14 protein-coding genes are annotated in these 13,851 nt (G+C 66.3%); 8 read left to right on the plus strand and 6 right to left on the minus strand.

What is annotated here, in order from left to right:
- Positions 1-271: 271 nt before the first annotated feature.
- The 4 genes from QX048_RS01590 to QX048_RS01605 all read left to right on the plus strand — a co-directional run bounded on the left by QX048_RS01590 (position 272) and on the right by QX048_RS01605 (position 3,262).
- Positions 272-787, plus strand: coding sequence for a CAP domain-containing protein (locus QX048_RS01590; protein WP_315714371.1), 516 nt, complete (start codon positions 272-274; stop codon positions 785-787).
- A gap of 140 nt (positions 788-927) precedes the next feature.
- Positions 928-2,103 carry a patatin-like phospholipase family protein gene (locus QX048_RS01595; protein ID WP_316159343.1) on the plus strand — a complete coding sequence of 392 codons (1,176 nt, stop codon included), beginning with the start codon at positions 928-930 and terminating at the stop codon, positions 2,101-2,103.
- A gap of 4 nt (positions 2,104-2,107) precedes the next feature.
- On the plus strand, positions 2,108-2,899 hold the full coding sequence (locus QX048_RS01600) for a 3-hydroxybutyrate dehydrogenase (RefSeq protein ID WP_172134430.1): 792 nt from the start codon (positions 2,108-2,110) through the stop codon (positions 2,897-2,899).
- Between the two features lie 111 nt (positions 2,900-3,010).
- A complete protein-coding gene (locus QX048_RS01605; RefSeq protein WP_316169489.1) occupies positions 3,011-3,262 on the plus strand; it encodes a SemiSWEET transporter in 252 nt (83 codons plus the stop codon).
- A gap of 14 nt (positions 3,263-3,276) precedes the next feature.
- On the opposite strand, the gene QX048_RS01610 is transcribed toward QX048_RS01605, so the two are convergent.
- From QX048_RS01610 to QX048_RS01620, 3 genes are all read right to left on the minus strand, one after another.
- Positions 3,277-3,936, minus strand: a complete 660-nt coding sequence (locus QX048_RS01610; protein ID WP_315713867.1) for a L,D-transpeptidase — start codon at positions 3,934-3,936, stop codon at positions 3,277-3,279.
- A 175-nt stretch (positions 3,937-4,111) separates the two neighbouring features.
- On the minus strand, positions 4,112-5,488 hold the full coding sequence (locus QX048_RS01615; RefSeq protein ID WP_316169488.1) for a lipopolysaccharide biosynthesis protein: 1,377 nt from the start codon (positions 5,486-5,488) through the stop codon (positions 4,112-4,114).
- A 112-nt stretch (positions 5,489-5,600) separates the two neighbouring features.
- Positions 5,601-6,440: a protein-disulfide reductase DsbD domain-containing protein gene (locus QX048_RS01620; protein WP_315713869.1), complete on the minus strand. Its 840-nt coding sequence runs from the start codon at positions 6,438-6,440 to the stop codon at positions 5,601-5,603.
- Between the two features lie 136 nt (positions 6,441-6,576).
- Here QX048_RS01620 and QX048_RS01625 point away from each other — a divergent pair, with 136 nt between their 5' ends.
- Entirely contained in the window at positions 6,577-7,227 is a 651-nt protein-coding gene (locus QX048_RS01625) for a YqgE/AlgH family protein (RefSeq protein ID WP_315713870.1), read from the plus strand.
- 237 nt (positions 7,228-7,464) lie between these two features.
- On the opposite strand, the gene QX048_RS01630 is transcribed toward QX048_RS01625, so the two are convergent.
- Both QX048_RS01630 and QX048_RS01635 read right to left on the minus strand, forming a co-directional pair.
- Positions 7,465-8,352 (minus strand): TauD/TfdA family dioxygenase, encoded by an 888-nt coding sequence (locus QX048_RS01630; RefSeq protein ID WP_316169487.1) that lies wholly within the window; start codon positions 8,350-8,352, stop codon positions 7,465-7,467.
- A 136-nt stretch (positions 8,353-8,488) separates the two neighbouring features.
- Positions 8,489-9,268 (minus strand): SDR family NAD(P)-dependent oxidoreductase, encoded by a 780-nt coding sequence (locus tag QX048_RS01635; protein WP_315713872.1) that lies wholly within the window; start codon positions 9,266-9,268, stop codon positions 8,489-8,491.
- Between the two features lie 136 nt (positions 9,269-9,404).
- On the opposite strand from QX048_RS01635, the gene QX048_RS01640 reads away from it, so the two are divergent.
- From QX048_RS01640 to QX048_RS01650, 3 genes are all read left to right on the plus strand, one after another.
- Complete coding sequence (locus QX048_RS01640; protein WP_315713873.1) at positions 9,405-10,547, plus strand: PQQ-dependent sugar dehydrogenase; 1,143 nt, start codon at positions 9,405-9,407, stop codon at positions 10,545-10,547.
- Between the two features lie 121 nt (positions 10,548-10,668).
- Complete coding sequence (locus QX048_RS01645) at positions 10,669-11,403, plus strand: SDR family oxidoreductase (RefSeq protein WP_315713874.1); 735 nt, start codon at positions 10,669-10,671, stop codon at positions 11,401-11,403.
- A 74-nt stretch (positions 11,404-11,477) separates the two neighbouring features.
- Positions 11,478-11,849: a CsbD family protein gene (locus QX048_RS01650; RefSeq protein ID WP_315713875.1), complete on the plus strand. Its 372-nt coding sequence runs from the start codon at positions 11,478-11,480 to the stop codon at positions 11,847-11,849.
- A 133-nt stretch (positions 11,850-11,982) separates the two neighbouring features.
- Here QX048_RS01650 and QX048_RS01655 read toward each other — a convergent pair whose 3' ends face one another.
- Positions 11,983-13,722 (minus strand): DUF459 domain-containing protein, encoded by a 1,740-nt coding sequence (locus tag QX048_RS01655; RefSeq protein WP_316191670.1) that lies wholly within the window; start codon positions 13,720-13,722, stop codon positions 11,983-11,985.
- Between the last annotated feature and the right edge of the window lie 129 nt (positions 13,723-13,851).

Below are 13,851 nucleotides of genomic sequence, written 5' to 3' on the forward strand. Positions count from 1 at the left end.
GGACCCATGCGCCGTGAAGCTTGCTTGAGGCACGCCGGAGCGGCATCGGGTCTCACCACGACCGCTGCGGAGTATGGATCCCGGCTCAAGGCCGGGACGACACCGAGGGCGTCGTTCCGTTCCTGGCTTGACCGAACTGCTCCTATGGTTGACGAACGGTTGCCGGCAGGAATGGCCGCAATTGTCGCGACGGAACTTACCGCCGATTCACCTTTCAGCCACGGTTGATGTGCAACAACCCGCCTCTCGCATCGGCATAGGGATTGGTTCATTGAAGCGTCTGGCTCTCGCTCTCTCCATTGCATTCCTGCTCGCCGGCTGTGCGGCCGAGACGCCGGTCGTGCAGGCGCCGACCATGTATGCCGATATGGCGGTCGCGGGCGCCAAGCTCGATGCGGTGGCTGCGGCGACGATGATCTCGCAATACCGCCAGAACAACGGGCTCGGCACGGTCGAGGTCGACCCCGAGCTGATGCGGCTGGCGGAATCGCAGTCGCAGGCGATGGCCGACAAGAACAAGCTCGATCATGACGTGCGCGCCCCGCTGGCGAAGCGCCTGACGGGTGCCGGCTATGACGCTGTCGTCGCGGTCGAGAACGTGTCGGCCGGCTATCACACGCTGGCGGAAGCGTTTTCCGGCTGGCGTGACTCGCCGCCGCATCGCGCCAACATGCTCAAGAGCGGTGTCACAAAAATAGGCATCGCAGCGAGCTATGCTCCGAACACCAAGTACAAAGTGTTCTGGACCATGATCCTGGCCGCGCCGGACGGCAAGAAGCCCTCCTGACAGGCTGGGCTGCCGCCGCCCTGCGCAGGCCGCGTGCGCATGGCTCGCGCGCGAGTCAGGCCGGCCTAGCCCTTGGGGTGGATTGACGTCACCGCGAAGTGACGCCACGGTGGCGCCTTGCTTTGCTAATGACCGCGGTAATGACGCAACATCCATTTCCCCCGCTGCCTGCAACCCCCGCCGAATCGCAACGCGTGCTCGTCCTGCAGGGCGGCGGCGCGCTCGGCTCCTATCAGGCCGGCGCCTATCAGGCACTGTGCCATTTCGATTTCGAACCGGAATGGGTCGCCGGTATCTCGATCGGCGCCATCAATGCCGCGATCATCGCCGGCAACGACCGGGAGAAACGCATTGGCCGTCTCAAGGAATTTTGGGAGATGGTGTCGTCGCCGGTGCCGTGGAAGCCGCTGCTCAATGGCGATCATCACCGCTCGGCCTTCAACGAAGTCAGCGCCGGGCTGATCGCGGCGTTCGGCGTGCCCGGCTTCTTCACGCCGCGCTTCCCACCGGCGCCGCTGTGGCCGTCAGGCACGCTGCAATCGGTCAGCTATTACGACACCGCGCCGCTCAAGCGGACCCTGGAACGGCTGGTCGATTTCGACCGCATCAACGATCTGAAGACGCGGCTCTCCGTCGGAGCCGTCGGCGTCACCACCGGCAACTTCACCTATTTCGACAATGTCGAATTCAGGAAGCAGGGCAAGCGGATCGGGCCCGAGCACATCATGGCGTCGGGCGCGCTGCCGCCCGGCTTCCCGCCGGTCGAGATCGACGGCGAGCACTATTGGGACGGCGGCATCGCCTCCAACACGCCGCTGGACTACGTGCTCGATACCGAGACCGATCGTGATCTCCTGATCTTCCAGGTCGATCTGTTCTCCGCGCGCGGCGATCTGCCGCGGACGCTGCTGGAGGCCGCCGAGCGCGAGAAGGACATCCGCTATTCCAGCCGGACGCGGATGAACACCGACAAGAACCGCATGATCCACAACACGCGCAAGGCGCTGCGCGAGCTCTATGCCAAGCTGCCCGACGAGCTGCGCAACGATCCCTCGCTCGAGATCCTGTGCAAGGCGGCGCAGGAAAACACCGTCACGGTGGTGCACCTGATCTATCGCAGCAAGAACTACGAGACGTCCTCCAAGGACTACGATTTTTCCCATGTCGCGATGGTCGAGCATTGGGAAGCGGGCGTGCGCGATGTCCACCAGTCGATGCGCCACAAGGACTGGCTGGAGCGGCCGCAGTCCGGCGAGACCATGGTCACCTACGATCTCACGCAGGACGGCAGTCTCGCTGCCGCCAAGAAGGAGTGAAGCAATGACGACGAATCTGAAGGGCAAGACCGCGGTCGTGACCGGCTCGACCAGCGGCATCGGGCTGGCCTATGCGCGCGCCTTCGCGTCCGCCGGCGCGAACATCGTGCTCAACGGTTTCGGCGCGCCAGCCGACATCGAGAAGGAGCGTGCGGCGATCGAGAGCGACTTCAAGGTCAAGGCCGTGCACTCGCCGGCCGACATGAGCAAGCCGGCCGAGATCGCCGGCATGATCGCGCTCGGCGAGACCACGTTCGGCTCGGTCGACATCCTCGTCAACAATGCCGGCATCCAGTTCGTCTCGCCGGTCGAAGACTTCCCGCCGGAGAAGTGGGAGCAGATCATCGCGATCAACCTGTCGTCCGCGTTCTACGGCATCCGCGCCGCGGTGCCCGGCATGAAGAAGCGCGGCTGGGGCCGCATCATCAACACGGCGTCCGCGCATTCGCTGGTCGCCTCGCCGTTCAAGTCGGCCTATGTCTCGGCCAAGCACGGCATCGCCGGCCTCACCAAGACCGTGGCGCTCGAGCTCGCGACCTTCAAGATCACCTGCAACTGCATCTCGCCGGGCTATGTGTGGACGCCGCTGGTGGAGAAGCAGATTCCGGACACCATGAAGGCGCGCAACCTCACCAAGGAACAGGTCATCAACGACGTGCTGCTCGCGGCGCAGCCGACCAAGGAGTTCGTGACCTCCGAGCAGGTCGCGGCGCTGGCGCTGTTCCTGTGCGGCGACGATGCGGCGCAGATCACCGGCACCAACCTCTCGATCGACGGCGGTTGGACGGCGGCGTAACGATCGCAGGAGCGCTGAACAAGGCACCAGTTTCGCGCCGAGGCGGGTTTCGCTTCGGCGCGGTCCATTCTACAAGCGTGCGTTTCCACGACCAGCGCACGGACCCCCACCTTGCTGACCACGATCATCGGCCTCGGCGCCGCCATCTGCACCACGAGCTCGTTCCTGCCGCAGGTCGTCAAGGCCTGGCGGTCGCGCTCGACCCATGACATCTCGATGGGCATGTTCGTTCTGCAGACCACCGGCAACTCGATGTGGCTGCTCTACGGCGCGTTGATCAGCGACCTGCCGCTGGTCGTCGCCAACGCGATCACGCTCGGCCTGGTGGCCGCGATCCTCGGCCTGAAGCTGCGCTACGGCTAGGAAACCTCAGCCGATCAGCTGCGGCGGGCGAACACGTTCGCGGTGGTGGACGCGACGCTCTGGCCCGGCGGCAGCACGACCACGGTCGATCCGAGCTGGACGTGGTTGTAGAGGTCGGCGACGTCGGTATTGGTCATGCGGATGCAGCCTGACGAGATCGCCTGGCCGATATATTCGGGCTGGTTGGTGCCGTGGATGCGGTACAGGGTGTCCTTGTTGCCCTCGTACAGATAGATGGCGCGGGCGCCGAGCGGATTCGCCGGGCCGCCGGCGACGCGCTTCGGATACGGCCCGAGGCGCGCCTGGATGTCGGCGGTGGGAACCCAGTCCGGCCATTCCGCGAGCTTGCCGACGGTGGCGACGCCGGAGAAGGCCATCGCCTCTTCGCCGACGGCGACGCCGTAGCGGATCGCCTTGCGGTCGGGCAGCACGTAGTACAGGAAGCGCGCATCGGTATCGACGACGATCGTGCCCGGCTGTTCCTGCCGGGTGTAGTCGACCATGTGGCGCTGGAACTGTTGCGGGATCTGCGCCTCGGCATAGGGCGCGTGCGCCAGCAACTGACGGTCGCGGGGCGTCAACGCCGCGTCTGACGTCGGCGACAGCGTCGCTTCCATGCAGCCGGCCAGCATCACGGTTCCGGCCAGCGATAGTGCGACCCCCAGTCTCGACATCTCATTCTCCCCCAGCGCGCATTCAAATCATGTGCCCGGAGGATCGCGCCAATATCAAGGCGTTGCACCCAACACTTGCGTGATCGCCGGGCGAGACGAGGTGTGGCGGCGCGACGCTCGCAGTTCCGCCAAGGCGAGGCCAAGATGACGCAACAGATGCGTCAATATGGTTTCCTCAAGATGCCTTGCCGAAGGCGAGGACATGCAGCCCGAGCCGCTGCTTGACGATCCGGAACAGCAGCACGGTCTCGAAGGCCAGCGACAGCGAGGTCGCCGCCGCGGCGCCGTGGCCGCCGAACTGCGGCACCAGCAGGATGCAGAGCACGAGGTTCATGACGAAGGCCGCCGCATAGGCCATGGCGCAGGCGCGCTGCTGGCCCAGCATGTTGAGCAGCCGCTCCACCGGTCCGATCGCGGCGCGTACGACGAGCCCGATTGCGGCGATGAACATGATGTCGTAGCCGGCGGTGAACTGTGCGCCGAACAGAAACAGCAGCGGCTTGCCGAGCGCGAGCAGCACCAGCGTCGCCGCGAGCGACGGCCAGAACGTCCACTTGATCGCATGCGCGACATAGGCCGACAGCCGCGCCTTGTCGCCGAGCGCGTGGTATTCGGCGAAGCGATGCGCCGTCGTCGCCGACATCGCGTAGTGGATGAACGACACCAGCGCGAGCGTCTTCACCACCGCGAAATAGATGCCGACCTCCTCGGAAGAGCGGAATTGCTGCAGCACCAGCACGTCGGTGTAGGACAGCAGCAGATAGAAGCTCTCGACCAAGAGGATCGGCAGCGAGATCGCGAGCCAGCCGCGGAGATCATATTGTTTGGGACCTGGCTCGACGTGGCCGCGGAGCCGGTTGTTCAGCACCAGCATTTGGCCGAGCATCGCAAGCCACACCGCGGCCGCGCTCGCGGCCATCGCAGCGGTGGCGCCGAGATCGAGACCGAGCACGAAGGCGCCCGCCGTGAAGCCGATGATCAGCGTCTGGCGGATGATGAATTGCGGCATCAGGCCGAGCGTCATCCAGTCGTGCGAGCGGGCGATGCCGTCCTGGGTGTTGGCGACGACGAAGGCTGGCAAGGTGAGGCAGCCGATGTAGAGCGGCATGCGCTCGCCGGCGTCGATCCAGGGCGACAGCAGCGCGATCAGGCCGGCGAGCAGCAGCGCCGCAGCGGTGGACGTCGCCAGCGTCAGCCAGCGTCCGCCGGAGAGGAAGCCGCGCAGCAGCGCCTGCTGGCCCGCGGTGCGGTAGTCCGGAATGATCTTCTGCGCCGAGGAGGCGATGCCGACATCCAGCATGCTGCCGAGCAGCAGCACCCAGGTCCAGACATAGACATAGGTGCCGTAGTCCGAGCCACCCATCCAGCGCGCGAGCAGGATCTGGCTGAGATAGGCGAGGCCCGCGCTGAGCACGCGGATCAGGAAGATGGTGCCGGCCAGGCGGCGCGTCAGCGATGCCTCGCCGCTGCCGCCGAGCACAGCCAGGCGCGCCTTCAGGCGGGCCGCGAGGCCGCTCGATGCGGGGGCGTTGCGGGCATCCATCACAGCCACGGCGGGGTCCGGCTCCACGGCCGCGCGGATGGCGGCGATGGTGCTTCCCTATCAACGCAACGTTAAGATTGAGTTGGGCCGGCGCCGCGCCGGTCGCGCGGCGCTACAGCCGTCACGGCAGAGTGAAGTTGAACTCGTAAGACTTGTCGGGGCCGACCAGCGTGAATTTCAGGGCAGCGCCGTCCGGCTTCACGCCCGGCGGAACGCCGTCGAGCTCGAAGGCGAAGCGCTTGATGCCCGGCATGCCGCTGTCGCGCACGGTCGGGATCGGCAGTGCCCAGTCAGGCGTCGGCCCCTCGACATAGAGCTGGACGCCGCGCGGATCGGCGACGGCGACGTCGACGACGACGTCCTTCGGGCCGTCGCGCTTGACGTCGCGGATCGTCAAGGGAATGGCGTCGCCGACAGTGGCCGGCTTCGGCACGGTGTCGAGGGCCGCCGAGAGCGCCGTATCCTCGGTGCTGGCGACGCTGGTGAAGGCGAGCTCGGCCTTTGCCTCGACGGGAATGCAGATCTTCTCGCAGACCGCGTAGCTGACGTCGGCGCGCAGGGTCATCGGCTTGTCGGGGTTCTTGGCGACGATGCGCAGCGGCAGCACGACCTGATCATGATAGCCGAGCGAGTGCCCGCCGGCGCCGTCGTCGAACTTTGTCGGCGCAGGCCACAGAACCGTCACCGCTTCGACGTTCTCCGACTTGGAAAAGTCGAACCGCGGCGGCACGCCGGAATCGCCGGGCGTTCGCCAATAGGTCTTCCATCCCGGCTGCAGCGCGAAGGCGATGCCGCCCAGCATGACCGGACCGCTGCGCGAGCCCGCGAGCAGGCGCACCGCGGAGTGGCTGTCGCGCTGCCAGGGCGAGGAATCCTGCGCCTGCGCGCCGAACGCAAGGCAGGATGATACGACGGTCGCGACGAGCAGTGTGGCAGAGTGGTGAGGAACCAAGGCGGACATGAGACGTCTTTAGAGTGCGGTTCGGGCGCAAACCATTGAAATGCTTGTGAGCAGATTTCCTCGCGAGGACCTGAACCTTGATTGACAGATGCGCATCCCAATATCAGGATATCGATGATCATGAGAGTCCTTGCGGATGAATCCTGAGGCAAAAAGGCTGGGCGACATTCGCCGCAAAGTGACAGGGATCGGGGATCACACCTCTCACGGTGGTTACCTCGACGGTCAGCTGCTGGTTGCGATGCCCGTGATGGGCGATTCCCGTTTCGAGCGCTCGGTGATCTATCTCTGCGCGCATTCGGCCGAGGGCGCCATGGGTATCATGGTGAACCGGCCGGCGGGCAGCATCGACTTCCCTCAGCTCCTGATGCAACTGAATATCATCGAGAAGAGCGATCAGATCAGCCTGCCCGACAGCGCCGAGACGATGAAGGTGCTGAGCGGCGGCCCGGTCGATACCGGGCGCGGCTTCGTGCTGCATTCGAGCGACTACTTCATCGCCAACGCGACCTTGAAGATCAACGACGGCGTCTGCCTGACGACGACCATCGACATCCTCAAGGCGATCGCCAAGGGCGACGGTCCGAAGCACGCGATCCTCGCGCTCGGCTATGCCGGCTGGCGCGCCGGCCAGTTGGAGGAAGAGATCCAGGACAATGGCTGGCTGCATTGCGACGCCGATCCGGAGCTGATCTTCGGCGACAATGTCGACGCCAAATACGATCTCGCGCTGCGCAAGATCGGCATTGATCCCGGCATGCTGTCCAACGCCGCCGGGCACGCATAGGCCTTATCGTCCGGTTGGAGCTCCCGTGCTCGCTGGGATCAGAGAAGGCTCAATGGGGCGCTCTGCCTCTCCGCCGTCATTGCGAGCGCAGCGACTTGTCCGCCGAAGCTTGGAGAGCGTAGGCGGAAGCAATCCCGAATGTCCACCGCGGATGCTGTCTGGATTGCCTCTGCGCTTCGCTCCTCGCAATGACGACATGGAGAGGGATGAGGGCGCGCATCTCTGCTGAAGGCAGAACTACTCCGCCGCCTGCTGCGCGACCGTCGGTTCGGTGCCGGCCACCGTGGCGCGGCGCATGTCGCGCGGTTGCGACTGATCGTAGCGGCGCACGCGATGCATGGTCTGCCTGTTGTCCCACATGATCAGGTCGTGCAGCGTCCATTTGTGGACGTAGACGAACTCGGGCTGCGTGGCATGCTCGGTGAGGTCGCGCAGCAGCAGCCGGCCTTCCGGCATGCTCATGCCGATGATGGCGCCGGCATGCGACGACAGATACAGCGACTTGCGGCCATGGGCAGGATGAGTGCGGACCAGCCGCTGCCTGACCGGCTTGAACATCTCCTTCTCCTCGTCCGTGTAGTCGAGGAAGCCGAGCGCGCCGCGCGAATACATCAGCGAATGTTCGCAGACGAGATCCTCGATCTCGGCCTTGATCTCCTGGTCGAGCGCGTCGTAGGCGGCGCGCATGTCGGCGAATTCGGTGTTGCCGCCCTTCGGGTTCACGATCCGCGCCGAGAGGATCGAGTATTTCGCCGGGATCGGCCGGAACGAGCTGTCGGAGTGCCACAGGCAGTTGCCGAGATTGAACAGATGCGTGCGATGGTCTGATGGCAGCGGCTTGCCATCCTTGCCGAGATTGGAGACGTCGTTGAGGCCGGTGGTGAGGCGGTAATCCTCCTTCTTGGTGACGGTGCCGCCGCGCGCCTGCTCGCGGTCGCCGAAGCTGAGCGCGAAGGCGAGCTGCTGCTCGTCGGTGACGTCCTGATCGTGAAATACGAGAACGGCGTAGTGATCGATCGCGGCCTGCAACTGCGCGACCTCGTCCCGAGCGAGAGGCTTTCGCAGATCGACACCGGATACTTCGCCGACGAAATGCCGATGCAACTGCCGGATGGCGATCGCCATGGTCTCCTCCTCGCGTCCTCATCAGGGCGGACTCCTGTCCGCTTCTTCTGATGGAAGAGGCTACGCCGGCGATGCGCGAAGTCAACGCAAGGCGCGGATCGCCGACCGCACGGCTGTCATGCCGGCGCGTCAGACGTCATGCATTGCGGGCCATCAGCCCGCCGTCCACGGGGATCACCGCTCCGGTGAGGAACGAGGCCGCCGGCAGGCACAGGCTCAAGGTCATGTGCGCGACTTCTTCGGGATCGCCGTAGCGGCCAAGCGCGGTGCGGCGCCGTGCATAGACCGCCTTCTGCTCATCTGGAATGCGCGCGGTCATCGCCGTGGTGATCGGGCCCGGACAGATGCAGTTGACGGTGATGCGATCGCGGCCGAGCTCGACCGCGAGCGAGCGCGTCAATCCGGTCACCCCGGCCTTTGCAGCCGAATAGGCGCTGTGCCGCGCGGTTGCGCCGAGCGCCTCGGTCGAAGCGATGTTGACGATGCGCGGGCTGTTCGAGCGGCGCAGATGCGGCAGCGCGGCACGGATGACGCGCTGCTGCGCCGTCAGCATGATGGCAAGCCCTCTTGCCCAGGCCTCGTCGTAGGCTTCGTCGTCGATAGCGACATGCACCGAGATGCCGGCATTGTTGACGATGACGTCGAGCCCGCCGAAATGCGTCGCAGCATCGCCGACGACGGCCGCGATGGCGTTGCGGTCGACGAGGTCGAGCCGCCAGGCGCGCGCCGTTCCGCCGCTGGCCTCGATGTCTGCCGCCACCGCGCGGGCCGCGTCCTCATCGACATCGGTGACTGCGACCCTGGCGCCTTCATCGGCGAACACGCGCGCGGTCGCGCGCCCCATCCCCGACGCGGCGCCGGTGATCAGGACGGTCAATCCCTTGACCGAGCGGCTGAGTTGCCTGTGCTGGTGCATATTTGCGGCTCACGGAAAAATGCGCATCGCATGCTCGCCGTCGGGATTATCACTGATCGGACGCATTCGGTAGGCACCGATCCGGCATGGCCGAATTCTCGTTGCCGACGACACGGATCAACAAACCGGAGTGATCATGGTGCTCTCCACGACCTTCCTGCGCCTGGCATTGGTGATGGGACTCGTTGCGACCACGGCCGCGCGAGCCGAGAGCATCAATGCCGGCGATCGCAAGGCAAGCGCCGTGCGCCCGTTCGAAGCGCGGAGCGTTGCCGAGTTCGATACGCCCTGGGCCATCGCCTTCCTGCCGGATGGGCGGATGCTGGTCACGGAGAAACCAGGCCGGATCTTTCTCGTCACGCAAGGTGGGCAGAAGATCCAGATCGGCAACGTGCCTGCCGTCGCGGCGCGCGGACAGAACGGCCTCCTGGACATTGCGGTGTCGCCGAGCTTCGCGACGACGTCGCAGATCTATCTCACCTACACCGAGCCGAGCAGCGAAGGCAGCCGGCTCGTCCTGACCCGTGCCGTGTTGTCGGTTTCGAATGACAACGCCACGCTGACCGACCCCACCGTCATCTGGCGCCAGACGCCCGCCGGCGGCGGCGGGCAGCCCGGCGGCATCATCGCGTTCGATCCGTCGGGAACGCATCTGTTCCTGACGGTCGGCGACCGCATGCAGCCGAACAGCGCCCAGGATCCACGTCAGGCGCGCGGCAAGGTGCTCAGGCTCGATCTCGACGGCGCGACTCCGTCGGACAATCCCATGGCCGAGGACAAGGGCGTGCCGGCCCAGACGTGGACCACCGGCCACCGCAATCCCTACGGGCTCGCCTTCGCATCAGATGGCAAGCTCTGGCTGCACGAGATGGGACCACGCGGCGGCGACGAACTGAACCTGATCGAGCCGGGCAAGAACTACGGCTGGCCGCTGGTGTCGAACGGCGACAATTACAACGGCACGCCGATCCCGCGGCATGCGACGCGGCCCGACCTCGCGCCGCCGCCGCTCTATTGGGATCCTGTGATCGCGCCGGCCGGCCTGGTCTTCTATGATGGTCCGATGTTTCCGCAATGGAAGGGATCGGCGCTGATCGGAGGCTTGCGGGTGCACGCGCTGGTCCGCGTTGCCTTCCGGACCGATGGTCAGCCTGACGAGGCCGAGCGCTGGGACATGGGCGAGCGCATCCGCGACGTCGCCGTGGCGCCGGACGGCGCCGTCTGGGTCATCGAGGACGACTCGCCCGGCCGCCTGCTGCGGCTGACACCGATGAAGTAGCTGCGCAGCAGCATTGATGCGAAGGCGCCGATGCCGGGGTCGCCACAGCCCGCGATGCCGTTGACAGGGCCTGCGCCGATCCCCACACCATCCGACAAACAACAAGAGAAGGAGTGGGGAGATGAACGCGCTCGATTTCACGGGACGCTCGGTGCTGGTGATCGGCGGATCGAGCGGCATCGGCAACGGCATCGCGCAGGCGTTTCGCGCGCAGGGCGCGCGCGTCGACGTCAGCGGCACGCGGGCGAGCGCCGCCGATTATGCCGAAGGTGAGGGCTCCGATCTCGCAGGGGTGAACTACCATCAGCTCGATGTGAGCGATCCCGGCGCGATCGAGAGCTTCGCGCCGCGGCTCGATCGGCTCGATGTGCTGGTGCTGGCGCAGGGCGCGGTATTGTACCGGCGCGGCGAATTCGCCATGGAGGGCTTTCGCAAGGTGGTCGAGGTCAACCTCATCAGCCTGATGGCCTGTGCGACGAAATTTCACGGCCTGCTGCGCGATGCCAGGGGCGCGCTCATCATCGTCTCGTCGACCGCGGCCTATCATTCGACCATGGGCAATCCGGCCTACAACGCCTCGAAAACCGGCGCGATGGGATTGACGCGAACCCTGGCCGAGGCGTGGGCGGAAGACGGCATCCGCGTCAACGGGATCGCGCCCGGGCTCGTCGACACCAAGATGACCAAGGTGACGACCGCCAATCCGAAGCGCCTCGAGGGCGCGCTGCAGCGCATTCCGCTGCGGCGGCTGGGGACGCCGCAGGACATGGCCGGTGCGGCGCTGTTCCTGGCCTCGCCGCTGTCGTCCTACATCATCGGCCAGACCCTCGTCGTCGACGGCGGCCTGATTTTGTAGTCGTCCGGAACCTGCGCCGTGCTGGCCGGTTAGCAGGCCAGCAATCCCGCACAATGCAGAGAAGGAGAGCGGCAATGGATCAGGATCGGCTGACCGGTACGGCCAAGGATGTCGCAGGCAAGATCGAAGGCGGCGTCGGCGAGATGTTGGGCGACAAGAGCACGCAGGCGTCGGGGCGTGCGCGCGAGGCCTCGGGCGTCGTGCAGAACATGTATGGCCAGGCCAAGGACGCGGCGCGCGAGGCCGGCGATGCGGCGATGGATTTCGCCAAGGATACGTTCGGCAACGGCTCCGAGACGCTGCGTGACGGCACGCAGGCGCTGACCAAGCGGGTTCAGGACAATCCGATGGGCGCGCTGCTGGTCGCCGGCGGCATCGGCTTCCTGCTGGCGATGCTGATGCGCTCGCCGAGCCGGCCGCAGCCGCCGCAGCGCTGGCGCTACTGAGCCTGCAAAGACCCGCTGACGATCAGATGACAATCAGCCCGCATTCGCTCTCGAATGCAGGCCGATTTGTCATTGGTACCTTGGTCCGGAATGATCCGCGGCGATCGCCCTCAGCGCCGAAATGTGGTCACGATCAGCGGCCCTGGGTCTCCAGCGATGCTGCCGAGCGGCCGACCAATCCTGGCGGCCGCGGCGGCGCGTTCGGATTGCGCGCGGCGGGCGGCCGCGCCGGCTGCTGTTGCTGCTGAGGCGCGCCGAAGCCAAAAAACTCACGAACGCCCTGATTCGGCTGCGGCGTTTGGGCTGGCGGCTGCTGGGTGGGCGCCCCCGGCGTGGTCAGCCGCCTTTGCCGCGGCTGCGGCGACACCGGCCCAGGTGCTGCCGGCGTCGCTTCCGCCGGCGAAGTCGCTGCCATCGGCGCTTCGGGCCGGGTCGGCTCCTTCGGCGGCTCCTTGGCCTGCTCACGGCCGACCTCGCGGCGAGGCCAGACGAAATCGTCGGCGCGGCCGGCCGGCGGGCTCAGCGCCTCGCCCTTGACCAGGGTTCGGGCCGCCAGCGCGTCGACCGCCGCAGGTCGGGAGCCGGGGCCGCCCAGCAACTGATCGGTGCCGACGGATGACGCCACCAGCGGCAGGATCGGGCCGGCGACCGGCCGCGGCGCCGGCTGGCCCGGTACGGCATTGGCGTCCGGCGTGGCCGGCTCGTTCGGCAGCTCGAGCGGCGCGGAACGCGCCGCGAGCAGCCGGTTGATCTCACGCTCGGCATAATGGGCGAGCTTGCGCGCGCCCGGCTTGGTGAAATAGACGCCGTCATAGGAGCGCAGCTGGCGGATCTGGCCCTCGAAGTCCGGGCCCTTCTGCAGGAAGCGGCCGGCCTCGTCGACGAAGCCGTCCCAGACATCGACATAGGTGATGCCGGCCTTGCCGGCGGCATCGCGATACAGCGAGTCGAGGAACAGCGTGTCCGCCGTCCCCTTGGGACCGCGAACCGCGGGCAGGCCGACCCAGAGCACGGGCACGCCCTTGCTCTTGGCGATCGCGATCATCTCCTCGATCTTCTTCGTATACAGCTCGACCCAGCGCTCGTCCCGGAACTCGTAGAGGCCGCCCGGCGAGCGGGCGGCCTTCTCCGGTGCCGCGACCGCGGGCGTGTCGTTGTCGGCCTCGTCCTGCGGCAGATCGGTATCGGCAGCCTTGTCGTCGGGCTTGGCCGCCGTGTCGGCCTTGCCATCCGGCTTGGCTTCGCCCGGCTTGGTCTCACCAGGCTTTGTCTCACCAGGCTTGGCCTTGGCATCCTTCTTGGCCTTGTCGCCCTTCTTGTCGTCGGTCTTCTCGATCGCGGGCTCGCGCAGCGAGATGCGGTCGTTGAGGCCGAGCATGATGACGATGGCGTCGGCGCGTTCGGTCGCCAGGATACCCTTGGCGGCGGCGGCCCAGTCGGCCGGCTCGCCCCTGGGCTGATACTTGACGAGGCCCGACGTGGTCCGGATCCTGCGGGTCACGCCCATGTCGGGCTGCTCGGCATAGGCCTCTTCCAGGCCATAGGCGAGCCAGTCGGCCATGGCGTCGCCGAGCACCAGCACGTAGCGGTCCGGCGCGCCATCACGCTTCTCCGGCGGCGGCGCCTTGGAATAGTCTTGGATCACCCTCTTCGGCTGTTGCTGCGGGAACGGAGCGAAGAATTCGCCGCCGAACCAACCTCCGCCACCTCCACCGCCGCGCGGTGCCGGGCGGGGCGAAGCGAACGGGTTGAAGTTGAAGAACTGGGCCGAGGCGGGACCGGCGATGCCGACGAGCATGGCGATGACGACCGCCAGCACGACCAGCGGGCCGGGCTCGTTCAACAGCTTGAGGATGGACTTCAGCTTTGACATGCGCACCCGTCGCGCGGCGTGATCGTGACGATTCATATAATAGGACGCGAATCAGGCCGCAAACGGGCATTCACCGGATGGTGTTGACGGCGCCGGTAATCGCCCCAGAAGGTTACCGGCAGGGCAGAT

It is taken from the genome of Bradyrhizobium sp. SZCCHNS30572 (assembly GCF_032484415.1).
Lineage (GTDB): Bacteria > Pseudomonadota > Alphaproteobacteria > Rhizobiales > Xanthobacteraceae > Bradyrhizobium.

Bases quoted from the DNA above. Each gene is read 5' to 3' on its own strand.
- QX048_RS01610 (WP_315713867.1), bottom strand. From the start codon at position 3,936: ATGTCGAGACTGGGGGTCGCACTATCGCTGGCCGGAACCGTGATGCTG.
- QX048_RS01625 (WP_315713870.1), top strand. From the start codon at position 6,577: ATGAATCCTGAGGCAAAAAGGCTGGGCGACATTCGCCGCAAAGTGACA.
- QX048_RS01650 (WP_315713875.1), top strand. From the start codon at position 11,478: ATGGATCAGGATCGGCTGACCGGTACGGCCAAGGATGTCGCAGGCAAG.
- QX048_RS01630 (WP_316169487.1), bottom strand. From the start codon at position 8,352: ATGGCGATCGCCATCCGGCAGTTGCATCGGCATTTCGTCGGCGAAGTA.
- QX048_RS01635 (WP_315713872.1), bottom strand. From the start codon at position 9,268: ATGCACCAGCACAGGCAACTCAGCCGCTCGGTCAAGGGATTGACCGTC.
- QX048_RS01640 (WP_315713873.1), top strand. From the start codon at position 9,405: ATGGTGCTCTCCACGACCTTCCTGCGCCTGGCATTGGTGATGGGACTC.
- QX048_RS01655 (WP_316191670.1), bottom strand. From the start codon at position 13,722: ATGTCAAAGCTGAAGTCCATCCTCAAGCTGTTGAACGAGCCCGGCCCG.
- QX048_RS01620 (WP_315713869.1), bottom strand. From the start codon at position 6,440: ATGTCCGCCTTGGTTCCTCACCACTCTGCCACACTGCTCGTCGCGACC.
- QX048_RS01600 (WP_172134430.1), top strand. From the start codon at position 2,108: ATGACGACGAATCTGAAGGGCAAGACCGCGGTCGTGACCGGCTCGACC.
- QX048_RS01595 (WP_316159343.1), top strand. From the start codon at position 928: ATGACGCAACATCCATTTCCCCCGCTGCCTGCAACCCCCGCCGAATCG.
- QX048_RS01645 (WP_315713874.1), top strand. From the start codon at position 10,669: ATGAACGCGCTCGATTTCACGGGACGCTCGGTGCTGGTGATCGGCGGA.